A 20245-nucleotide genomic window follows, 5' to 3' on the forward strand; every position below is an offset into this window, starting at 1 on the left:
AACAAAGGAGGCACCAGTATGTCTGAAAAAAAAGAAATCGCCACATTTGCAGGAGGCTGTTTTTGGTGTATGGTCAAACCTTTTGACGAACAGCCGGGAATTGAAAAAGTGGTGTCCGGGTATACAGGCGGCCATACTGAAAACCCTACGTATGAAGAGGTATGCAGTGAAACGACAGGACATCGTGAAGCGGTTCAAATCACGTTTCAACCTGATGTGTTCCCTTATGAAAAGCTGCTTGAATTATTTTGGCAGCAAATCGATCCGACAGATGCCGGCGGCCAGTTTGCTGATCGCGGCAGTTCCTACCGTGCAGCCATTTTTTATCATAATGACAAACAAAAGGAGCTTGCAGAAGCTTCCAAGCAGCGCTTGGCGGAAAGCGGCATCTTTAAAGATCCGATTGTAACGGACATTTTAAAAGCTGAACCTTTCTATGAAGCGGAAGACTATCATCAGCATTTTTATAAAAAGAATCCTGGACACTATCAGCGCTACCGGACGGGTTCTGGACGAGCAGGATTTATCAGCGAGCATTGGGGGGCGAAATAAATGGCGTACAACAAAGAAGAAAAAATTAAATCACTAAACCGCATGCAATATGAGGTGACGCAAAATAACGGCACAGAGCCGCCATTTCAAAATGAATATTGGAATCATAAGGAAGAAGGGCTGTATGTAGACATTGTATCAGGCAAGCCATTGTTTACATCCAAGGATAAATTTGATTCCCATTGCGGCTGGCCAAGCTTTACAAAGCCGATTGAAGAAGATGAAGTGGAAGAAAAACTGGACACGAGCCACGGCATGATTCGCACAGAAGTGAGAAGCCGTACTGCTGACTCTCATCTTGGTCATGTATTTAATGACGGACCGGGGCCAAGCGGGCTTCGTTACTGCATAAATTCAGCGGCGCTTCGGTTTGTGCCGAAGGATAAGCTGAAAGAAGAAGGATACGAAAGCTATCTGCATCTGTTTGATAAATAAAACACAAAAAACAAGCCTGCCTAATGGATAGACAGGTTTGTTTTTATGCCTTTTTTTCTTGATGCCAATCTTCTATAAACTGGGCAATTCTGTCTTTCGTAATAAGAGGGGCTTGAACCGATTGATACCCAGGCAGATTGACTTTGCTAAAATCAGGATGTTTTTCCGGATCTGGATGAATCGCATAAAGGTTGTCCCCATTCATACAGTGACTCGAATTTCATGAGGAGACGTTAATTCTACGTGAAGTTTTTCACCTGGACGCTTACCGACTTCTACTGCAGCCGGCTGCGGGAGCCCGTGCTGGGATGCATACTCTTCAAATCCATGAATCAGTTCTTCAAGATTCAGTGATTCCATTTTAAAAATAAAGGTTTCTCCGCCTTTTGTAATAGCAGCTGATTGCAATGTCAGTGCCGCCGCATCGTCTATTGACATGAAAAATCGGGTCATGTTCTTGTCTGTAATGGTCAGCGGCTCGCCCTTCATCATTTGTTCAAATAAAATAGGGATCACAGAACCCCTTGAGCCGAGAACATTTCCGAAGCAGGACCGAACAAAATACGGTTCCTCTGTTTTGAACGTGGCGGTTTGCTTGATGAAACAGCTGTTCAGATAACAGCTTGGTGGCACCCATTGTGTTCACAGGAGATACAGCTTTATCTGTACTAATATTAAAAACATGCTGTACTTGATGTGAAAGAGCGGCCTCCACCACATTCTGTCCACCGATGAGATGGTCTGGATCGCTTCAAATGGATGGTTCTCACATGTCGGAACCTGTTTCAGCGCAGCAGCGTGAAAGACGATGTCAATGCCTTTCATTACCTGATTCACCCTCCTGTGATCACCCACATCTCCGAGTACAAATGAAAGCCGCTTATCCTCCGCATACTTTTGACTCGTGACATACTGTTTACTGTCGTCTTTGCTGAATACAATCACCTGTTTCGGTGTTAACTGCAAAAGGCGTTTGATAATTTGGCTCCCGATTGAACCCGTCCCGCCAGTGACTAAAACTGTTTTGTTATGGAAAAATGATTTTAGTTCTGCTGTCTGCTGTTTAGGTATGGCTTATCCCTCAACTCTCGTTTCTCTACCATGTATCATATGTTCAACTTTTTAATCGAGATAATGAAAGCACTAATAAAATAAAATTTAGGGGAATGATCATGTCATAAAGTGTTCTTTTTTAATAGAAAATGAAAATAGACGTCACAGTAAATTTTCTAACTAAATACACAATGTACTAAATATTTATAATAGTTTATTTCGCACCGCAAAAGGAAAACGGATGGAAACATTTCACGTGCTTTGTAAGGAAAGTGGTTTATGAGTCAGAAACACTATAAAAAAAGAGTTCATTTTCCTCACAGCTAAATTCTGTATATATTTTACAATAGGAAGTGATAAAAAGGAGGGTATCAAATGAAAGTTTCAAAAAAAATGCTGCTGAGCACTGTCACGGGTTTATTGATTAGCCTGACAGCAAACCCGGTGTCGGCTCATGATGTGCATGCGGCACATCATTTTAAAGTGACGGCGCAAACGGAGACAGAGCCGGTCGCCTCTGGCGATGACGCTGCGGATGATCCGGCCATTTGGGTTCATGAAAAGCATCCGGAAAAAAGCAAGTTGATCACGACAAATAAGAAGTCCGGACTTGTTGTGTATGATTTGGATGGCAAACAGATTCATTCTTTCGAGTTTGGGAAGCTTAATAATGTCGATCTACGCTATGATTTTCCGCTAAACGGCAAAAAGATTGACATTGCTGCCGCCTCTAATCGGTCTGAAGGGAAGAATACAATCGAAGTATATGAGATTGACGGAGATAAAGGAAAATTGAAAAGCATAACAGATCCGAAACATCCTATTTCCACAGATATTTCTGAGGTTTACGGATTCAGCCTGTATCACAGCCAGAAAACAGGGGCATTTTACGCTTTAGTCACAGGCAAACAAGGAGAATTTGAACAGTATGAAATTGTGGATAACGGAAACGGTTATGTGACGGGGAAAAAAGTGCGTGAATTTCAATTGAATTCTCAGACTGAAGGCCTTGTTGCAGATGATGAGTATGGGAACCTGTACATTGCAGAGGAAGATGAGGCCATCTGGAAATTTAATGCTGAACCCGGCGGAGGATCAAAGGGGCAGGTTGTCGATCGTGCAACTGGGGAACATTTGGCAGCAGATATTGAGGGACTGACGATTTATTATGCGCCAGACGGCAAAGGATATCTTATGGCCTCAAGTCAAGGCAATAACACCTATGCAATGTATGAACGGCAGGGAAGCAATCGCTATGTTGCCAGCTTTGATATTACAGATGGCGAGAAGATAGATGGAACTAGTGATACGGATGGAATTGATGTTCTCGGTTTCGGACTAGGCCAAAAATATCCGTACGGGATTTTTGTGGCGCAGGACGGTGAAAATATTGAAAATGGACAAGCTGTCAATCAAAACTTCAAAATTGTGCCGTGGGAACAGATTGCACAGCATCTCGGCGGAAAGCCTGATCTTCATAAACAGGTGAATCCGAGGAAGCTGAAGGACCGGAGGCTAAAAAAGAAAGCAGCTGATCAAGCTGCTTTTTTCTGTGGACGAAAAAATCGTTCATACCAATGAACGATTTTTCAAGAAAGCGCCAGATGAATCGTCTTTAGTTTTGCAGGAAGCTCATCATACGTATTAGCGGGTACGGTCTCTCTGTAATTGGAAGCTGCAGCTTTTTGCCGTTCCTCAGGGTGGTTGATATAGAAGGCGGCTTTTTCCTTAAAGTCGTTGATGCTGTGATAAGAAATAAAGGATGAAAAAGGATGTGCCGCGGGTAAATCTGTTAATTGAAATGCTTCGCATGCAGCGATATCAAACGTTCGGTTATTAAAACTCGCATTTTTGATCCGGCTATTATTTTTGTTAAAAGCAAAATGATAGGGCCGATGCGCATTGATTACGATGTCTGCCCCATTATAATAATGAGCCGCCTGTTCGGGCGGAACCCATGTGCTGACGACATCGATATGCGGCTGTTTGAGTACTTTTTTAGGCAGATATTTTCTCCATTCCTTCCCGATGACTCGGACCGTAAAAGGCAGCTGCACCGCTTCTTTCATAAGCTGAACCCGATTAGGGTAAGGATAGCCGATGATAAGCAGATTTGAATGAAAAGAATGTTCTGTGTCCATTTTTTTAAACAGCCGATGATTAACTGGGATCGGAACATAATAGACGTGCTGATAGCCAAGCTCCCGATAATAGAGAGCGGCATTTTGTTCAATCGTTAATATGGCGTCAGCGTGCTTAATCACCTGAAGACTGGTATCAATATAAAATGGGTCTTCGGTCAGCCAAACATACACGGGGATACCCTTACCCTTTAACCAGGTCAGCCAGTCGTGAGGAACGCGGTCTCCAACCATCATAAGTGCGAAGTCCGGCTGAAATGTTTCGATTTTCATCAGAGATTCTGCTTCCGGTGCGTCTGCAGCCATATACTCTGTATGAGTGTGCTGAAAACATTCTTCAGCCCAGCGGTCAAAATAGCTGTATATTCCTCCGTATCCCGACTGGATATACAAAACTTTCATCAGATGCTATGAAAAGAACGTGACGCTTTCTACTTTGTCTACATCAATTAAAGTTGTGGCTTGACCTGCTGGAGTGACGGAGCTTTCCTGTGTTACAAATACGATACCGTGAACTTGATCGAAAGCAACAAAGACAACCGGCCCGATCATATCACCTGAATCAGTCACAATGCTGATTGTAGTGCCTGGCGTAACTCTGGCAAAAATCCATCTTGCCGGAAGGGAAGGGTCTAAAAGAGATTCTGCCGTCACTGTTTCACTTTCATCTACTTTTTGATCGATGGCAGCTTCAAGCAAGGCTTTAAGATTACTATCCATGTTTTCTCCTCCTTCTGTTGTAGCTGGAAATAAAGGGCTTAAAAGGGTTTTAATCAAATCCTTTTTTAACTGCGCGTTTTCTGAGCTCATTACACACACCTCCTATTCAATAGTGAACTCACGTTAATCATATTCCTCTGGCTGCCATTTGGTATGAGTCGAACGCCGTACCTGATCTATTTTTCATATATTTTAAGGAAAATGCTGATTTTTTAAATAAGCGGACATTGCCTATACCATCAATCAAAGTCAGTTCATATTGTGAAACAGAGTATAAGGATAAAGGGAGAGGGACTGTTTGGATCTAGAAAAACACGTAAATCAAGAAGAAAATCAAGATGAACTGCATTTTATTCTGCTTTTGTTGATTTTGCTCATACGTCAATCGTCTTCTGAAGGAAATCCATCTGATCTCAGACGTCAGCTCGTATTTGCAAAAGAGCTTAGCGTACCAGTCTCAACAGTTCATCTGGTGAATGGGAATACGCTTCAAAACGTCATCGTAAAAGAAGTTCTGACTGATTTGGTTATTTTTCAAAACCCTTTAAATAACACGAGATCTCATGTCGCACTCTCAAGTATTGTAAGCTGGGGTGCTTTTTAAATGATGACAGAGGCTCTGCTTGCTGCGGAGCCGTTTTTATGTTTGACGATAGGAGGTTGAATAGATGGGAGAGAAAGTATCGATTATTTTAACAAGTTACAACAAACCTGATTATCTGCAAAAAGCGATCGAAAGCGTCATGAAGCAAACTCATGATCTCTGGGAGCTTTTTATCATGGATGATCATTCTAATGAAGAAACAATTGCAGTGATTCATAGATATCTTCATGACCAGCGCATTCGTTATCAAAACAGTTTCGTGCATCCCGCAGAACGATTAACAACAACCCGTTACGCCACATTAATTAACACCGCGCTCCCATTTGCCGACGGCGATTACATTTCCTATCTCACCGATGACACTGTTTATCATCCCGAGCGGCTGAGCCGCATGGTGCAGATGTTTTCACAAAAGCCTGAGGCACAGGTTGTATATTCGAAACAAAAAGTTGTACATGTTAATGAAAGGGGAGAGGAAATCTCCTATTTCTATAGAAATGCCAATGCAGTGCTTGAACAGGCTGCTTTTCAAGTAGATCATTGCTCAGTTATGCATCGACGTTCATTACTTGATCGTATTCATCATAAATATGGGAGCTATTGGGATGATGATATGCAGCATTGGAATCATGGAGACTCAATTTTTTGGGCCCGAATCAACAACTTTGCCCCATTTCTGCCGATAAATGAAGTATTAGATACAACCTATAAAACTCCCGATTCTTTCCAAAATGCATATCGGTTTCTGCCCGCCGATTTGATTGACGGCTCCTTTGTAAAGGGTACTGATCAAAACGTGTATTTTCTTGATCAGGGTGTAAGGCGTCCTGTCGGGGAAAGGTGGGATTCTTTGTATCTAAATCGGACTGTAGCCGTTCCGGACCCGTATTTATTCCAATATAGGATTGGGAAAATTTTAAACATTCCGAATTATATTTTAGTAAAGAAAGCTGACCACCCTGCAATATTTTATATCGAAGCCGGAAAAAAAAGACGGATTGTGGATCAGTATGCTTTTCAGTTTTATCAATTTAAAAGAAAAGACATAGTAACAATTGAAAAAGAAGAACTGGAGGCGCTGCCTGAAGGGCTGCCAATTACGCGGGACCGATCTGGATTGATCGAACATCCGCCTGGGCGAAGGCTTTTTTTTATAGAGCGCGCGCCATTTTTGTTTTTAAACGCTGCTTTTCACCCGATTAGTGAGCAAGTAGCAAGGAAGTTCTTTTTACATCAGAAGCCAATATCCGCTTCTTTCCGAAATATTCAACAATTTCCAATTGGAAAGCCGTTTTATCCGGTGTACGATGAGATTATAAAGAAATTAAATATTGCTTTTGAGTAAAGGTATAGGTCAAAAAAAGGAGACGTTCATGACAGGACATTATTCAAAAACGGAACATCAGTATATATTGTTAACGTCTGAATCGGAATCGTTTGATCATTACAGCGTATATAGGGATCCGAAGCTTCCGCACATTTTTTCTCACAACTTTGTTCAGCTCCATGATACGTTTCCATTGGAGCGGTTACTGGGCTTTTTGCCATCCGTACCAAAGCTGCTTGATGCGAATTATCTTCATTTAAAAGCGTCGCCGCAGCATGTTTTTCCGCTCGGTTTGAAGCAATCGCTTGTAAAGAGCGGTTTTGTCGTCGAAGATGAGCTGTTTTATGACATGAAGCTTGATGGCTGGAAGGGGCAGATGGGCCATCCGTTAACGGCTTGGGGGACAGCAAAAAGCCTCAGCGACGGATCTTCTATTATGAAAATTTATGATTCCATTTATATTGGGGAAGCGATCGCTGAACAAAAATTAAAAAGAAAATATCCCTTTTACGAAGCGGGTACGATCATCCTTGTTGTTTGTTACAGCGATCAGGCCCAAAAAATTCCTATTGGATGCGGTGAACTGTTTATACATCCGCAAGACAAAACGGCTAAAATCGAAGAAGTGGCCATTTTGGATCAGTTTCAAAGGAAAGGCTATGGCAGTATTTTAGTGAAAGAAATGCTGTCTATCGCCAAATCATTAGGAATGGAAGCGGCCTATTTAGTGGCTACAAGCATTGATGGCGCAACCCGCTTTTATGAAAAGCTGTCGTTTAAAAAATATGAGCGGGTGCATACAGTTTTTCATTATTTCCTTACATGAAATAGGCATTTGCACAAACCGTTTGGGACTTGGCCCGCATAAAATGCCGTATATCGTGATAAGAAAGGATGAAAACAGCATGTATAGATACCCTGGATACGGTTACGGGTTTGGCTGCGGGACAAATACGTTTGTATTGATTGTTGTCTTGTTCATTTTATTAATTATTGTCGGAGCCGCTTTTATTTGCTAGATGGTGAAATTCAAAAGGAGTCTTTCCGTTAGGAAAGGCTCTTTTTTGTGTGAAAAAGTTTTTCCGGGGAACGTCATGCCGTAAATTGAACACTCATACAATATAGCAAATGGGTTTTTGAGGTGGGAGCATGAGCAGTTATTTGATTAAGCCGGAGCTTAGTTCGGCCTATCCGGTTGTCAGTTATGCCAAGGGTTCATATGTTTACGATCAGACCGGAAAAAGGTATCTCGACGGGTCATCTGGTGCAGTGACATGCAACATCGGCCACGGAGTTCCTGATGTGACTGAGAAGCTGAAAGAACAGCTGGATCAGGTGTCTTTTGCTTACCGCTCACAGTTTACGAGTGAGCCCGCCGAGCAACTAGCCGCTCTCTTGGCGAAGGAGCTGCCGGGAGATGTGAATTGGTCTTTTTTTGTCAACAGCGGATCAGAAGCGATAGAAACCGCTATGAAAATCGCCATTCAATACTGGCAGGAAAAAAAGCATACGCAAAAATCCATCTTTTTGTCGCGATGGAGCAGTTACCACGGAATAACTTTGGGAGCGCTTTCATTATCTGGTTTTTATGAAAGGAGATACCGGTTCACCCATCTGATTGAGCGATATCCGGCTATTTCGGCTCCTCATATTTATCGGCGGAATCATGGGACGGAGGAAAACTTTGTTCAGGCTGCAGCAGATGAACTGGAAACGGCCATCAAAAGAATCGGAAGCCAATTTATCGCTGGCTTTGTGGCAGAGCCTATTATCGGAGCCGCAGGAGCAGCAATTACTCCGCCTCCAGGATATTATGAAAGATTAAGTGAGATATGCCGCACACACGATGTGCTCTTTATTGCAGACGAAGTGATGACAGGTCTTGGAAGAACAGGCAGAATGCTCGCGACAGAGCATTGGCACGCTGTTCCAGATATTGCTGTACTGGGAAAGGGCCTCGGTGCCGGATATGCGCCTATTGCCGCTGCCGTCGTATCTGATTCTATTATTGAAACGATAAAACAAGGTTCAGGTGTGATTATGAGCGGTCACACATATAGTGCACATCCCTACTCAGCAAAGGCAGCTCTTGAAGTTTTGCGGTATGTGCTAAAACATGACTTGATCAAGCAATCAGAGAAAAAGGGCGCTGTTCTGAAAAAGAAGCTAGTTGAGGCAGCGTCTCAAAGCAAGATCATTGGCGATGTGCGCGGAAAAGGACTGCTATTAGGCGTTGAATTTGTTACAGACAAGAATACGAAGAACGTTTTTCCGCCAGAGCAGGCGGTTACTCAGCGAATGATCGGCGAGGCGAAAAAACGCGGGCTGATTGTGTATCCTGCCAAGGCGGGGATAGACAGCGGGGAAGGTGATGCTGTCATAATTGCTCCTCCTTTTACCATTTCAGACGGTGAAGCTGAAGAACTCATGTCAATTTTTTCGGAAACAGTTGCAGCAGTCGAAAAAAAACTGAAAAAGGATTGAAAACAAATGGCGCCATTTCAAAAAACAATCAGCATCGAAACAGCAATTGCAGATGTTCAGGACGGGTCGGTTCTGATGTTTGGGGGTTTTGGCGGAGTCGGATCACCGCCTTCATTGATTGAAGCTATATTGGACAGCGGTGTAACAGATTTAACTGTCATTTGCAATGATGCCGGGTTCCCGGAAATAGGAATCGGCCCGCTAATTGTCAATCAACGAGTTAAAACCCTGATCGCATCGCATATCGGTTCCAATCCTGTAGCCGGTAAACAGATGACAGACGGGACGCTAGAAGTTCAATTTTCACCGCAGGGAACGCTTGCGGAAAGGATTCGAGCCGGTGGAGCGGGACTCGGCGGCATTTTAACCGATGTCGGCATTGATAATCAAAGCGTTTGTAAGAATAAGGACATCGTGTCTGTAGCTGGAAAGCGATATTTGGTTGAAGAGGCGCTGACGGCTGATTTTGCTTTTATCAATGCACACATAGCCGATGAATTCGGCAATTTAACGTATGATAAAACAGCGCGCAATATGAATCCGCTTATGGCAATGGCCGCGAGGAGAACCTTTGCCGAAGCTGAGCGCATCGTCCCGATGGGGGAAATTTCTGAAGAAATGATAGTCACACCGGGGGTATTTGTCGAGGGGGTTGTGAGAAGTGAAGGAGTGAAGTGGAAATGGGCTTGGGAGTAGCAGAAAGAGAACAAATCGCAAAACGGGCCGCTTCCGAAATCAAGCCGGGCATGATTGTGAATCTCGGTATCGGCATTCCATCCTTGGTGCCGAACTTTTTGCCGCCTGATATGCAGGTCATGCTGCAGGCGGAAAACGGCGTGCTTGGCATTGGCGAGAGCCCTCAAAAGGGAGAAGAGGATGAAAATTTATGCAATGCTGCGGGATTTCCTGTCCGCGCGGTAAATGGAACGTCTTATTTTGATACAACGATGTCTTTTGCGATGATCAGAAGAGGCAAAATTGACATTACGATCTTAGGCGCCCTGCAAGTGAGCCAGTCAGGCGATTTGGCAAATTGGCTGGTCCCGGGAAAAAAGGTGCCGGGCATGGGCGGTGCGATGGAACTGGCCCAAAAAGCGAAAAAAGTGGTTGTTGTCATGAGTCATACAGATCAAAAGGGAAGGCCTAAATTAACAGAAACATGCACGCTTCCATTAACTGCAGCAGGCTGTGTAGATATGATCATTACTGAAAAAGCGGTTCTTGAAGTTGACGGCCATCATTTCGTTTTAAAAGAACTGATGAATGGCTCGACAATCGACGAGGTGATGAGGCTTACTGAAGCTGAAATCAAAATAGATATGCCTTTTTCTTAAAAGGGGGAATGAGGATGCAGGACATTGAGAGAAAAGTAATCGAGTGGCTCGATCAGCATTCGGCCAAAGCCATTCGTCTTCTCAAAAGGCTGATTGGAGAAAAAAGCACATTGGGGTCAGAATTTAACGCTCAAGCCGTTGTACTTGAAAAGCTGCGGCAATTTCATATGGACATTGACGTGTGGGAGCCAAGCCTAAAGCAATTAAAACAGCATCCCTACTTTAAATCAGACCGTTCCGATTTTCATGAGAGCCCGAACATTGTCGCCAAAAAAACAGGAGCAGGCGGGGGCCGGTCGCTGATTTTAAACGGTCATATCGATGTTGTCCCGGAAGGAAGCCTAAAGGATTGGAAGTATGAGCCGTTTCAAGCTGTCGAAGAAAACGGTAAAATATACGGCCGCGGTTCAACGGATATGAAGGGAGGCAATACAGCCCTTCTTTTTGCTTTAGAAGCTCTGCACGCCTGCGGTGTCAAATTGAAGGGAGATGTATTGTTTCAAAGTGTTGTAGATGAGGAGTGCGGCGGCGCGGGAACATTGTCTGCCATCATGAGAGGGTATCGTGCTGACGGCGCGCTGATCCCAGAGCCGACGAATATGAAGCTTTTTATAAAGCAGCAGGGCTCAATGTGGTTTCGAATCACAGTGAAGGGATTAGCGGCACATGGAGGCACACGCTATGAGGGGGTAAGCGCAATTGAAAAAAGCATGCACGTGATCACAGCCATACAGGAGCTGGAGAAAGTGCGCAATGCCAGAATATCTGATCCGCTGTACGACAATGTCCCAATACCGGTACCGGTAAATATCGGCACTATCTCAGGCGGTTCCTGGCCATCATCAGTTGCAGACCGTGTCGTCATTGAAGGGAGATGCGGAATTGCTCCCCATGAAAAGCCTGAAGACGTAAAAACGGAATTAGAAAACTGGCTGAGAGATTTAGAATACCGTGACGAATGGTTTAAACGCCATCCGATTCAAGTAGAATGGTTCGGCGCTCAATGGCTGCCGAACGATTTGCCTGATGGCCACCCTTTAATTTCAGTGCTGCAATCAGCCTATCAAAAAATGAAACAGACAGAGCCAATCATCGAAGCCTCGCCATGGGGAACGGACGGAGGGCTTTTATACCATGCAGGAGATACGCCAGTCATCGTCTTCGGGCCAGGAGAAACAAAAACAGCTCATCAGGCAAATGAATACATTGAGGTTGAAGCTATGATAGACTCTGCTAAAATTATTGCACTGTTTGTTATGGATTGGTGCGGGCTTCATTCAGATGGGGAGGATACGGATGCTCAAGTCGATAAAGAATAACGGCGTTACTGCAGTTCTGGACCTTGACGGATTTAATAAACGGATCAGAGTCATACGTTATGACGGAGCCATTGAGAAGGCTCTGCCCGATATTGTGGCTGCGGCAAAAGAAGAGGATGCGGAAAAAATCATTGTCTATACGAAACAGCAAGATGAGGAAGTGCTAGCCAAACACTTGTTTGAGCCGGAGGGGTTTCTCAAAGGCTATTATCTTGGCCACCCGGCTTGTGTCATGGTTTGTTATCTCACTGAGAAACGGAGACAAACAGATTCATATATGAAGGAACAGGAGATGATCGAGGCCTTATATCATACAGCGCCTCATCCCCGCAGCGATACACCCGTTTTTACGATGAGAAAAGCAGAAACAAACGACATGTACCAGCTATCGATGCTGTATAAAAAAGTATTCCGTACGTACCCGACACCGGTATTTGATCCCGCTTATATTGAAAAAACAATGAATGAAAATACAACATATTATGTCATGTTTGATCATGACCGCCTGATTAGTGCAGCAAGTGCAGATATCAATCCAGAGCTGGGGCATGCCGAAATAACCGACTGCGCTGTGCTTCCGGAATATCGAGGCCATTCGCTGACAAGCTTTTTAATCGAAGCATTAGAAAAAGAAATGGCTGAGAAAGAAATCTTCCATGTATTTTCACTCGCCCGAGCTGCGTCTTTTGGGATGAATGCTGTGTTGTACCATTCCGGTTACCAATACGGCGGAAGGCTGATTAATAATTGCTATATAGCCGAAGGTCTTGAAAATATGAATATTTGGTGCAAGCACCTGTAAGTCAAAACGATGCGCGAGGAGGAATTCATTTGACAAGCAAATGGTACAAACCGAAACGGCATTGGAAGGAAATAGAGTTATGGAAGGATGTTCCAGAAGAGAAATGGAACGATTGGCTTTGGCAGCTGACACATACGGTAAGAACGGTAGATGATTTAAAAAAAGTCATCAATCTGACAGAGGATGAAGAGGAAGGCGTCAGAATTTCTACCAAAACGATCCCCTTAAATATTACACCTTACTATGCTTCTTTAATGGACCCCGATAATCCGAGATGTCCGATCCGAATGCAGTCTGTACCGCTTTCTGAAGAAATGCACAAAACAAAATACGATCTGGAAGACCCGCTCCATGAGGATGAAGATTCACCGGTACCCGGTCTGACACACCGCTATCCCGACCGTGTGCTGTTCCTTGTCACGAATCAATGTTCCATGTACTGCCGCTACTGCACAAGAAGGCGTTTTTCCGGACAAATCGGAATGGGAGTCCCTAAAAAACAGCTTGATGCTGCGATTGCTTATATCCGGGAAACCCCCGAGATCCGCGATTGTTTAATTTCTGGCGGTGACGGGCTGCTCATCAATGACCAAATTTTGGAATACATTCTAAAAGAGCTGAGAAGCATTCCGCACCTGGAAGTAATCAGAATCGGAACAAGGGCGCCGGTCGTCTTTCCGCAGCGCATTACCGACCATTTGTGCGAGATTTTGAAAAAATATCATCCAGTTTGGCTAAACACCCATTTCAATACAAGCATCGAAATGACAGAGGAATCGGTTGAAGCCTGTGAAAAGCTGGTGAACGCAGGCGTGCCGGTCGGAAATCAGGCCGTCGTGTTAGCGGGTATTAATGATTCGGTTCCAATCATGAAAAAGCTCATGCACGACTTGGTAAAAATCAGAGTCCGTCCGTATTATATTTACCAATGTGATCTGTCAGAGGGCATTGGGCATTTCAGAGCTCCCGTTTCCAAAGGTTTGGAGATCATTGAAGGGCTGAGAGGCCATACCTCAGGCTATGCGGTTCCTACCTTTGTCGTTGACGCGCCAGGCGGAGGAGGGAAAATCGCTCTGCAGCCAAACTATGTCCTGTCGCAAAGCCCTGAAAAAGTCATTTTAAGAAATTTTGAAGGGGTGATTACGTCATATCCGGAACCGGAGAATTATATCCCTAACCAGGCCGACGCCTATTTTGAGTCCGTTTATCCTGAAATCGCTGACAAAAAGGAGCCGATCGGGCTGAGTGCCATTTTTGCTGACAAGGAGGTTTCTTTTACACCGGAAAATGTAGCCAGAATCAAAAGAAGAGAGGCGTACACGGCGAATCCGGAGCATGAAACATTAAAAGACCGGCGTGAGAAAAGAGACCAGCTAAAAGAAAAGAAATTTTTGGCGCAGCAGAAAAAACAGAAAGAGGCTGAAAGCGGAGGGGATTCATCATGAAAACATGCGACTGGTGCGGCGAGCTTGAAGCAGTACCCGGCAAAAACACGGTGTACTGGGAGCTCCCTGACGGAACAAGAGCCATAGAACTGACAGACACTCCCGCTATGGTGTGTGCTTCCTGCGGAATGACTTATCAAGAGGAATCCACAATAAAGGAGATTGAGGATCAGCTGCTTTTGATTCAAACCAAAAAACTGCCTGAAAGCTTGACGTATCAGCAGCTCATGGAGACAGAAAGGATTCTGAAACGCAACTATTTTGACTTCTCCTGACGACGTTTCGATATTCTTTTGTTGTAATTTTACACTTGAACTGTATAATAGAACAACAAAAGACAGACACCAGGAGGGGAAACCCATGAAATCCTTTTATCATTATTTATTGAAATACAGACATCCTAAACCGAAGGACAGCATCAGTGAATTTGCCAATCAGGCGTATGAGGATCACAGCTTTCCGAAAACATCAACCGATTATCATGAAATCAGTTCATATTTAGAGCTGAATGCCGACTACCTTCACACGATGGCGACGTTTGATGAAGCCTGGGATCAATACGAGGCTGAAGTGCACGGGAGATAATAGCTGGTTCATCCGCAGATCACTGCGGATTTTTTTATGCTTATACCCATACCAGAATTGGATATTTCCTTTGGTTTTCATGCCCATGCGAATTGGCGTCACCCGGCATACGATAGCGTATGAGAAATGTTGCGGCGAGGGGGAGACACCATGAAGCAAAATAAACCGAAATTCCAAGTAGGGGATATCGTAGTCGTCATTATGTATGGAACAGTCGGCACCATCACAAAAGTACACCAAATTGATAAACACTATCTTTATGAAGTCAATCATAATGAAGTCTTATACTTTGAATCGTCCATTCAGCTTTACAAAGATTATGAGGGTGTCATTGTCGACATGGAGAAGCTTGATATTGAGTATGAATTCCTTATTGGGGACGTCGTTTATGTAAAAGATTATGGGAAAGAACTCTTTCGCATTATCGGCCACAGAACAGAAATTTGGAGATATTTAGAAGATGGCTGGGAAGATATCATTTATGAGCTGACCCGTTTAAAGGATGGAGAGTGGCTTGAAACGGAGGAAGAGGATCTCACACTGGTGCTGAGAAAATATGAAATGGACCAGTTTGTACATCAGCTTTTGTTTGTCCACTATGTCGGAGAAACTGGCCATGAGATTGGCGAAGATATCGCATCGTCTGCTCTTCTTCAGTTTGAAGGCGATGATGAAGATCAAGATACCCTTCACATCCTTGCTGTATCAATTGTTGATGAGCTTCTGGATATTTATAATGACTACAAAATTTTGTATGAAATGTTTCATGATGAAGAATATAGAGATATGATGAAGTTTGTTCTGGAAAGTTTAAAAGAGCACTTCAGTTAGTTTGTGAACATGCGGATCAAAACATATAAAAAATAAGGCAGACAGCCCCAAATCATCACATGCGTCATTCCTTTGAGCGTTTTTTCCATTATGGCATCAAATCTTTCTCCGTCCAGTGCTTCCATCATTTTATCAATCATTCTCGTCAGCCTCCTATGGCTTGTTTTTATTCAATGTATATGAATGAAAGAATTGTTTAGAACACCGGGTATAATTCAGCCTGTTTTTTCATAAAACATAAAAAAGGAGGCGGTACGGAAATGAAAGAAATAGATCTTGTGATTGATACGGAAGAAATCGCTGAATTTTTTTACAAAGAGCTCGCAAGACGGGGCTACATACCGAGTGAGGATGAGCTGTTTGAAATCGCTGATATTACCTTTGATTATTTGATAGAAAAATGTATGATAGATGAAGAGCTGGATGAAGATGATTGAGGCTTGAAACCGGAGCGGCCAGCTCCGGTTTTATTATTCATGTTCTATGACTTCTGTGAAAATCGAGGTGGTTAAAATGTTGTACAAGCCCGTTAGCCTGTTACTTTTCTTTCTTCTTCTAGCTGCCGCCATCCATATAAACGCTGTTCAATCTGCAGATGAAGCAATAAGCAGGGCAGCTGTTTTGATTCGCCAGCCGTGGCTTAATGATGTCATGACAGGGATCACGCATCTGGGTGCTTCTTTTTTCCTGTTCCCTCTTCTCCTGATCATTGGAGCGGGCCTGTTGTTTTACAGAAAAACATGGGACGGGCTTTTGATGCTCCTGGTATTCGGTGCAGACCGGCTATTAAACAAAGTGTTAAAAGAATGGATCGAACGAGTGAGGCCTGATTTTTCACCGCTTGTTCATGAATCATCCTTCAGCTTTCCGAGCGGTCACGCAATGAACGCAGCCTATGTCTACCCTGTTATTGCCTACTTTTTAGTAAAACACCTCCCGTTTTTGTCCAAACATAAAAAAATGGTATACACCATAGCCGGCGTGGTCACGGTTTTGGTCGGCATAAGCAGAGTCTATCTGGGTGTGCATTTTGTAACCGACGTGCTGGGAGGCTTTAGTCTCGGCCTGCTTCTGTTTTTCCTCGTAAAAGGGTTTGACGAAAAGATTAAGCGGTTTCGACAAAAATAGAGAGAGGAAAACCGGGCAAAAACGCTAATATGTTAAAGAAATAAAAGGGAGGGGATCTTGATGATGTTATCCGTGTTTAAAAAGAAGTCTTGTTCCTATGACGTGACAATATTTCAAACACCCCGGTTTGGCGAAAAAAAGGGCTATAGGCCCGTCTATCGAACTGAACTGAGCGGGAGCAATCATCAAGACGTGCTGAAAAGAGCATTCTCTTTGTTTAATGTATTTGATACCGTTCCAAGTGATTATGATGCGAGATTTATGGCCACGGGGGACGTGATTTTGATTGATGAAGGCAGAAAAGGGAAAACATATTACAAGCTGCTTCCCGCGGGATGGAGGAAAATCAATCGGCTGATTGTCCAAACGGCCAAATGAAAAGAAAACTGCGGATGTCCGCAGTTTTCTGCAGTTTAAGGCTTGCGTTTGGCAGCGGAATACTCTTTTTCGTGCGCCTCTTCAGCTGCAATGACGTCTTTTGCAGGTATGTGGTTGTTCTTTTTTTGGCCGGTGATCCGGTTACGCTGTTTTTTACCCATGTCCCATCCCTCCTTCCTGGGTTAGGTTTTCAAATAAAGACCTCAATTATCCGTTTTTATCAGGAAGCGTCCAATCGGCCCCGGATCATTTCTTTTTTTTCCATATTCCTTTATAATCAATGCTGAAGTTTGTCTCATCGTGACATTCGTTGTAAAATGAACGGGCTGGAAGATAATTTAGATTTACAGGAGGATATGAGATGAGTGTACATATAGGTGCTGAAAAAGGACAGATTGCGGATACAGTGCTTTTGCCGGGAGATCCTCTCAGAGCAAAATTTATTGCTGAAACGTATCTCGACAATGTAGAGTGCTACAATGAAGTCAGAGGCATGTATGGATTTACGGGTACATATAAAGGCAAAAAAATCTCCGTGCAAGGTACGGGAATGGGCGTTCCGTCGATTTCAATTTATGTGAATGAATTAATTCAAAGCTATGATGTGCAAAATTTAATAAGAGTAGGTTCTTGCGGTGCTATCCGTAAAGATGTCAAAGTGCGGGACGTCATTTTGGCTATGACCTCCTCAACTGATTCACAAATGAACAGAGTCGCTTTCGGAAGCATTGATTTTGCGCCTAGCGCAGATTTCAAGCTTTTAAAAAAGGCCTATGATGCCGCAAAGGATAAAGGCGTGCCGGTGACTGTAGGAAGCGTATTTACAGCTGACCAGTTCTACAACGACGATTCGCAAATTGAAAAACTTGCAAAGTACGGTGTGCTGGGCGTAGAAATGGAAACCACTGCATTGTATACATTAGCAGCGAAGCACGGAAGAAAAGCGCTGTCAATTCTCACCGTGAGCGATCACGTATTAACGGGAGAAGAAACGACAGCGGAAGAGCGTCAAACGACATTTCATGATATGATAGAAGTGGCTTTACATTCCGTATCACAATAAAATACATCAAGAGGCGTGCTGGGTGCCGGCAGCCTCTTCTTTATGAATGCGGAAACGATTGATAAAAGGAAGGTAATGTAATATGAAAAAGTCCGGTAAATGGTTCTCACTGGCTGCCGCTCTGAGTGTAACGGCAATAGTCGGAGCCGGCTGCAGCATGTCGAACGGAGATGCTCAAAAGGATGCGAAAACCACAGCAGAAACAAAGCAAACAGAACAAAAAACAGCTGACAGCAAAAAGACAAACACTCAGGACAGTGAGTTTTCATTGGAAAGCGAGTATTTCAATGATATTAAAAAAGTGGATGGTCTGGAAACCATTCAAAATCCAGAAAATATACTGGCGCTTGTCAATAAACAATACGCACTGCCCGGAAACTATGAACCTAGCGATCTAGTCATACCTGATGTAGAATTTTCTTTCGAAGAAAAGATCCAAAAACGTTACATCAGAAAGGAAGCGGCCGACGCATTAAAAACGATGTTCGATGCTGCGAAAAAGGAAGGCTATGAACTGGCAGCTGTCTCAGGATACCGTTCTTATGACAGACAGAAAGTCATTTTTGATAATGAAGTAAGCCTAAAAGGGGAAAAGAAGGCAAAGGAAGCGGTCGCTTATCCCGGTGAAAGCGAGCACCAAACAGGCCTTGCAATGGACATTTCGAGCCGGAGCAATGGCTTTGAGCTAAATGAAGCGTTCGGAAGCACGGCAGACGGAAAATGGGTGCAGGACAATGCTTATAAATATGGCTTTATCATTCGCTATCCGAAAAATAAAGAAGATATCACGAAATATGAATATGAGCCATGGCACCTGCGCTATGTAGGCAAGAAGGCCGCGAAAGTTATGCATGATAATGACTTAACGCTGGAAGAGTACTTTGAAAAAGTGAAGAAAATATAAAACTGTAAGCCCGCTTACCAATTGTAAGCGGGCTTCATCGTGCTTAGTGAATCTAGCATTTTGGTCAAAATATTATTTTTACCAGAAGAATAAACCTGCCAGAGCCACTCCTGCAATTAAACCGAGGGAAATGCCGTAAGCTGCTCCATATCCCCAATAACCGCCCCAATAGCCGTAACCGAAACCTCTTGGCCCTGCGCCGGCAGGAGCAATATAAACTTTGTCTCTTGTTACACGGGTAATTCTGCCGACGTGAACTCTTCCGCCTCTCTCAGTAATTCTGACGACTTTACCTTGATGGTTTCGGCAAAGATGGTAATATCTTTCCAATATTATTCCCCTCCTATACTGACTTTCTATCAGCATATGAGAGATAGGAAAAAAAGGTTGGACGAAAAGAGGGGGCGATACGCCGTTTTACTTATGCGCGATAAAAATACAATGTCCCATGTATTCGCTATATATCTGCATGAGTTCATAATGTGTTTGAAGCGTATCGTAATAGATAGGGGCAATTGTTTCTGATAAATCCATTTCTGTGGTTGGCTCAAATTCCATGTCATCAGGAAGAAGTGTTATCGCTTTCGTCCTTTGAAAGCCATAAGATTTCAGGGTTTTATGCCACTCGGCTTCTTCATGTAAACTAGTAAAACCGTAGAAGTCCATCATGCGTTTTTTTTCTGCAGGCGGCATCGGTTTTTTTAAAGCTGCTTCAATGCCAATCAGCATTCCGCCTGGCTTCAAAACTCTTGAAATTTCCTGAAGAGAGGATGTCAGATTGGAAAAGCTGAGGACCGATTCTGACAGGACGCAGGAAAAGGAATCAGAAGAAAATGGGAGATGTTCCAGCTCTCCCTGGTATGCAGGAATGGCGAGCCCTTCAGCTGCAAATCTTTTTTTCGCTTTCTCTAGCATGATAGGGTCTTTATCAACGACTGTTACAGGATATAGTAAATGTCCTAAGTAAGCCGCAGTTTGGCCTGTTCCGCATCCGGCATCGAGAATCGGCTGATCCGGGGAGGGGGCCGCTTTTTGCAGGACCGCTTTTGTAAAAGCCAGCCCGCCTGGATGCGCCCCCGCGACACCGAATAAGGACAGCATTTCTAAATATCGGCTCAATATCAAATCCTCCTTTTTCTT

The 20245-nt window shown here is 43.7% G+C and carries 27 protein-coding genes and 1 pseudogene; 21 read left to right on the plus strand and 7 right to left on the minus strand.

Annotated elements, in window-relative coordinates; translation table 11 throughout:
* Window positions 1-18 precede the first annotated feature (18 nt).
* Window positions 19-552, plus strand: coding sequence for a peptide-methionine (S)-S-oxide reductase MsrA (gene msrA, locus MOB98_RS12470; RefSeq protein WP_268360550.1), 534 nt, complete (start codon window positions 19-21; stop codon window positions 550-552).
* Window positions 553-987 (plus strand): peptide-methionine (R)-S-oxide reductase MsrB, encoded by a 435-nt coding sequence (gene msrB / locus MOB98_RS12475; protein WP_268360551.1) that lies wholly within the window; start codon window positions 553-555, stop codon window positions 985-987.
* 43 nt (window positions 988-1030) lie between these two features.
* Here msrB and MOB98_RS20895 read toward each other — a convergent pair.
* Window positions 1031-2058, minus strand: a pseudogene (locus MOB98_RS20895) (SDR family NAD(P)-dependent oxidoreductase).
* A gap of 357 nt (window positions 2059-2415) precedes the next feature.
* Between MOB98_RS20895 and MOB98_RS12485 the strand changes: the two are divergent.
* Window positions 2416-3621 carry a phytase gene (locus MOB98_RS12485; RefSeq protein ID WP_268360553.1) on the plus strand — a complete coding sequence of 402 codons (1206 nt, stop codon included), beginning with the start codon at window positions 2416-2418 and terminating at the stop codon, window positions 3619-3621.
* A gap of 8 nt (window positions 3622-3629) precedes the next feature.
* Here MOB98_RS12485 and MOB98_RS12490 read toward each other — a convergent pair whose 3' ends face one another.
* Window positions 3630-4583 (minus strand): CgeB family protein, encoded by a 954-nt coding sequence (locus MOB98_RS12490; RefSeq protein ID WP_268360554.1) that lies wholly within the window; start codon window positions 4581-4583, stop codon window positions 3630-3632.
* A 6-nt stretch (window positions 4584-4589) separates the two neighbouring features.
* Window positions 4590-4991 (minus strand): spore crust protein CgeA, encoded by a 402-nt coding sequence (cgeA, locus tag MOB98_RS12495; protein ID WP_268360556.1) that lies wholly within the window; start codon window positions 4989-4991, stop codon window positions 4590-4592.
* 208 nt (window positions 4992-5199) lie between these two features.
* Between cgeA and cgeC the strand changes: the two genes are divergently transcribed.
* The 13 genes from cgeC (at window position 5200) to MOB98_RS12560 (ending at window position 15632) form a co-directional block, all read left to right on the plus strand.
* Window positions 5200-5505, plus strand: coding sequence for a spore maturation protein CgeC (cgeC, locus tag MOB98_RS12500; protein WP_268367217.1), 306 nt, complete (start codon window positions 5200-5202; stop codon window positions 5503-5505).
* Window positions 5506-5569: 64 nt separating this feature from the next.
* Window positions 5570-6850 (plus strand): glycosyltransferase family 2 protein, encoded by a 1281-nt coding sequence (locus tag MOB98_RS12505; RefSeq protein ID WP_268367218.1) that lies wholly within the window; start codon window positions 5570-5572, stop codon window positions 6848-6850.
* 28 nt (window positions 6851-6878) lie between these two features.
* On the plus strand, window positions 6879-7658 hold the full coding sequence (locus tag MOB98_RS12510) for a GNAT family N-acetyltransferase (protein WP_268361022.1): 780 nt from the start codon (window positions 6879-6881) through the stop codon (window positions 7656-7658).
* Entirely contained in the window at window positions 7618-7851 is a 234-nt protein-coding gene (locus MOB98_RS20900; RefSeq protein WP_419900999.1) for a YjcZ family sporulation protein, read from the plus strand. Before MOB98_RS12510 ends, MOB98_RS20900 begins: the two co-directional genes overlap by 41 nt.
* A gap of 130 nt (window positions 7852-7981) precedes the next feature.
* The gene (locus MOB98_RS12520) at window positions 7982-9316 is read left to right on the plus strand and encodes an aspartate aminotransferase family protein (protein ID WP_268361023.1); all 1335 of its coding nucleotides are present in this window, start codon (window positions 7982-7984) and stop codon (window positions 9314-9316) included.
* Window positions 9317-9322: 6 nt separating this feature from the next.
* Window positions 9323-10012, plus strand: a complete 690-nt coding sequence (locus MOB98_RS12525) for a CoA transferase subunit A (RefSeq protein ID WP_268361024.1) — start codon at window positions 9323-9325, stop codon at window positions 10010-10012.
* The gene (locus MOB98_RS12530; protein ID WP_268361025.1) at window positions 9997-10650 is read left to right on the plus strand and encodes a 3-oxoacid CoA-transferase subunit B; all 654 of its coding nucleotides are present in this window, start codon (window positions 9997-9999) and stop codon (window positions 10648-10650) included. Before MOB98_RS12525 ends, MOB98_RS12530 begins: the two co-directional genes overlap by 16 nt.
* A gap of 8 nt (window positions 10651-10658) precedes the next feature.
* Window positions 10659-11969: a peptidase gene (locus MOB98_RS12535; RefSeq protein WP_268361026.1), complete on the plus strand. Its 1311-nt coding sequence runs from the start codon at window positions 10659-10661 to the stop codon at window positions 11967-11969.
* Entirely contained in the window at window positions 11947-12771 is an 825-nt protein-coding gene (gene ablB / locus MOB98_RS12540; RefSeq protein ID WP_268361028.1) for a putative beta-lysine N-acetyltransferase, read from the plus strand. The genes MOB98_RS12535 and ablB overlap by 23 nt, the downstream gene beginning before the upstream one ends.
* 29 nt (window positions 12772-12800) lie before the next feature.
* Window positions 12801-14216 (plus strand): lysine 2,3-aminomutase, encoded by a 1416-nt coding sequence (ablA, locus tag MOB98_RS12545; RefSeq protein ID WP_268361029.1) that lies wholly within the window; start codon window positions 12801-12803, stop codon window positions 14214-14216.
* Window positions 14213-14491 carry a YokU family protein gene (locus MOB98_RS12550; protein WP_268361031.1) on the plus strand — a complete coding sequence of 93 codons (279 nt, stop codon included), beginning with the start codon at window positions 14213-14215 and terminating at the stop codon, window positions 14489-14491. Before ablA ends, MOB98_RS12550 begins: the two co-directional genes overlap by 4 nt.
* A gap of 85 nt (window positions 14492-14576) precedes the next feature.
* Window positions 14577-14801 (plus strand): YozE family protein, encoded by a 225-nt coding sequence (locus MOB98_RS12555; protein ID WP_003241575.1) that lies wholly within the window; start codon window positions 14577-14579, stop codon window positions 14799-14801.
* A gap of 150 nt (window positions 14802-14951) precedes the next feature.
* A complete protein-coding gene (locus MOB98_RS12560) occupies window positions 14952-15632 on the plus strand; it encodes a hypothetical protein (protein ID WP_268361033.1) in 681 nt (226 codons plus the stop codon).
* On the opposite strand, the gene MOB98_RS12565 is transcribed toward MOB98_RS12560, so the two are convergent.
* Entirely contained in the window at window positions 15629-15772 is a 144-nt protein-coding gene (locus MOB98_RS12565) for a hypothetical protein (protein WP_268361035.1), read from the minus strand. The genes MOB98_RS12560 and MOB98_RS12565 overlap by 4 nt on opposite strands.
* A 120-nt stretch (window positions 15773-15892) precedes the next feature.
* Here MOB98_RS12565 and MOB98_RS12570 point away from each other — a divergent pair, with 120 nt between their 5' ends.
* The 3 genes from MOB98_RS12570 to yodL all read left to right on the plus strand — a co-directional run bounded on the left by MOB98_RS12570 (window position 15893) and on the right by yodL (window position 17138).
* Complete coding sequence (locus MOB98_RS12570; protein ID WP_003218148.1) at window positions 15893-16069, plus strand: YozD family protein; 177 nt, start codon at window positions 15893-15895, stop codon at window positions 16067-16069.
* Between the two features lie 79 nt (window positions 16070-16148).
* On the plus strand, window positions 16149-16760 hold the full coding sequence (locus tag MOB98_RS12575; protein WP_268361036.1) for a phosphatase PAP2 family protein: 612 nt from the start codon (window positions 16149-16151) through the stop codon (window positions 16758-16760).
* Between the two features lie 60 nt (window positions 16761-16820).
* Complete coding sequence (gene yodL / locus MOB98_RS12580) at window positions 16821-17138, plus strand: shape determination protein YodL (protein ID WP_268361037.1); 318 nt, start codon at window positions 16821-16823, stop codon at window positions 17136-17138.
* Between the two features lie 35 nt (window positions 17139-17173).
* Here the strand turns inward: yodL and MOB98_RS12585 are convergent, their stop codons facing one another.
* Window positions 17174-17299, minus strand: coding sequence for a hypothetical protein (locus tag MOB98_RS12585; RefSeq protein WP_003241588.1), 126 nt, complete (start codon window positions 17297-17299; stop codon window positions 17174-17176).
* Between the two features lie 200 nt (window positions 17300-17499).
* Here MOB98_RS12585 and deoD point away from each other — a divergent pair, with 200 nt between their 5' ends.
* Both deoD and ldcB read left to right on the plus strand, forming a co-directional pair.
* Window positions 17500-18201, plus strand: coding sequence for a purine-nucleoside phosphorylase (deoD, locus tag MOB98_RS12590; protein WP_268361038.1), 702 nt, complete (start codon window positions 17500-17502; stop codon window positions 18199-18201).
* Between the two features lie 82 nt (window positions 18202-18283).
* Window positions 18284-19105, plus strand: a complete 822-nt coding sequence (ldcB, locus tag MOB98_RS12595; RefSeq protein WP_268361039.1) for an LD-carboxypeptidase LdcB — start codon at window positions 18284-18286, stop codon at window positions 19103-19105.
* 78 nt (window positions 19106-19183) lie between these two features.
* Here the strand turns inward: ldcB and MOB98_RS12600 are convergent, their stop codons facing one another.
* The gene (locus MOB98_RS12600; RefSeq protein WP_268361041.1) at window positions 19184-19435 is read right to left on the minus strand and encodes a hypothetical protein; all 252 of its coding nucleotides are present in this window, start codon (window positions 19433-19435) and stop codon (window positions 19184-19186) included.
* Between the two features lie 87 nt (window positions 19436-19522).
* Window positions 19523-20224 (minus strand): class I SAM-dependent methyltransferase, encoded by a 702-nt coding sequence (locus tag MOB98_RS12605; protein WP_268361042.1) that lies wholly within the window; start codon window positions 20222-20224, stop codon window positions 19523-19525.
* Window positions 20225-20245: the final 21 nt, after the last annotated feature.

It is taken from the genome of Bacillus sp. N13C7, from assembly GCF_026790065.1.
Taxonomy (GTDB): Bacteria; Bacillota; Bacilli; order Bacillales; family Bacillaceae; genus Bacillus.

Excerpts from the sequence above, each read along its gene's own strand:
- MOB98_RS12535 (WP_268361026.1), top strand. The coding sequence starts at position 10,659 with ATGAGGATGCAGGACATTGAGAGAAAAGTAATCGAGTGGCTCGATCAG.
- ldcB (WP_268361039.1), top strand. The coding sequence starts at position 18,284 with ATGAAAAAGTCCGGTAAATGGTTCTCACTGGCTGCCGCTCTGAGTGTA.
- MOB98_RS12585 (WP_003241588.1), bottom strand. The coding sequence starts at position 17,299 with ATGGGTAAAAAACAGCGTAACCGGATCACCGGCCAAAAAAAGAACAAC.
- MOB98_RS12520 (WP_268361023.1), top strand. The coding sequence starts at position 7,982 with ATGAGCAGTTATTTGATTAAGCCGGAGCTTAGTTCGGCCTATCCGGTT.
- MOB98_RS12505 (WP_268367218.1), top strand. The coding sequence starts at position 5,570 with ATGGGAGAGAAAGTATCGATTATTTTAACAAGTTACAACAAACCTGAT.
- MOB98_RS12510 (WP_268361022.1), top strand. The coding sequence starts at position 6,879 with ATGACAGGACATTATTCAAAAACGGAACATCAGTATATATTGTTAACG.
- MOB98_RS12570 (WP_003218148.1), top strand. The coding sequence starts at position 15,893 with ATGAAAGAAATAGATCTTGTGATTGATACGGAAGAAATCGCTGAATTT.
- MOB98_RS12555 (WP_003241575.1), top strand. The coding sequence starts at position 14,577 with ATGAAATCCTTTTATCATTATTTATTGAAATACAGACATCCTAAACCG.
- yodL (WP_268361037.1), top strand. The coding sequence starts at position 16,821 with ATGATGTTATCCGTGTTTAAAAAGAAGTCTTGTTCCTATGACGTGACA.
- MOB98_RS12490 (WP_268360554.1), bottom strand. The coding sequence starts at position 4,583 with ATGAAAGTTTTGTATATCCAGTCGGGATACGGAGGAATATACAGCTAT.
- deoD (WP_268361038.1), top strand. The coding sequence starts at position 17,500 with ATGAGTGTACATATAGGTGCTGAAAAAGGACAGATTGCGGATACAGTG.
- MOB98_RS20900 (WP_419900999.1), top strand. The coding sequence starts at position 7,618 with ATGAGCGGGTGCATACAGTTTTTCATTATTTCCTTACATGAAATAGGC.
- ablB (WP_268361028.1), top strand. The coding sequence starts at position 11,947 with ATGCTCAAGTCGATAAAGAATAACGGCGTTACTGCAGTTCTGGACCTT.
- msrA (WP_268360550.1), top strand. The coding sequence starts at position 19 with ATGTCTGAAAAAAAAGAAATCGCCACATTTGCAGGAGGCTGTTTTTGG.
- MOB98_RS12565 (WP_268361035.1), bottom strand. The coding sequence starts at position 15,772 with ATGATTGATAAAATGATGGAAGCACTGGACGGAGAAAGATTTGATGCC.
- MOB98_RS12485 (WP_268360553.1), top strand. The coding sequence starts at position 2,416 with ATGAAAGTTTCAAAAAAAATGCTGCTGAGCACTGTCACGGGTTTATTG.
- msrB (WP_268360551.1), top strand. The coding sequence starts at position 553 with ATGGCGTACAACAAAGAAGAAAAAATTAAATCACTAAACCGCATGCAA.
- MOB98_RS12530 (WP_268361025.1), top strand. The coding sequence starts at position 9,997 with ATGGGCTTGGGAGTAGCAGAAAGAGAACAAATCGCAAAACGGGCCGCT.
- MOB98_RS12550 (WP_268361031.1), top strand. The coding sequence starts at position 14,213 with ATGAAAACATGCGACTGGTGCGGCGAGCTTGAAGCAGTACCCGGCAAA.
- cgeA (WP_268360556.1), bottom strand. The coding sequence starts at position 4,991 with ATGAGCTCAGAAAACGCGCAGTTAAAAAAGGATTTGATTAAAACCCTT.
- MOB98_RS12525 (WP_268361024.1), top strand. The coding sequence starts at position 9,323 with ATGGCGCCATTTCAAAAAACAATCAGCATCGAAACAGCAATTGCAGAT.
- MOB98_RS12560 (WP_268361033.1), top strand. The coding sequence starts at position 14,952 with ATGAAGCAAAATAAACCGAAATTCCAAGTAGGGGATATCGTAGTCGTC.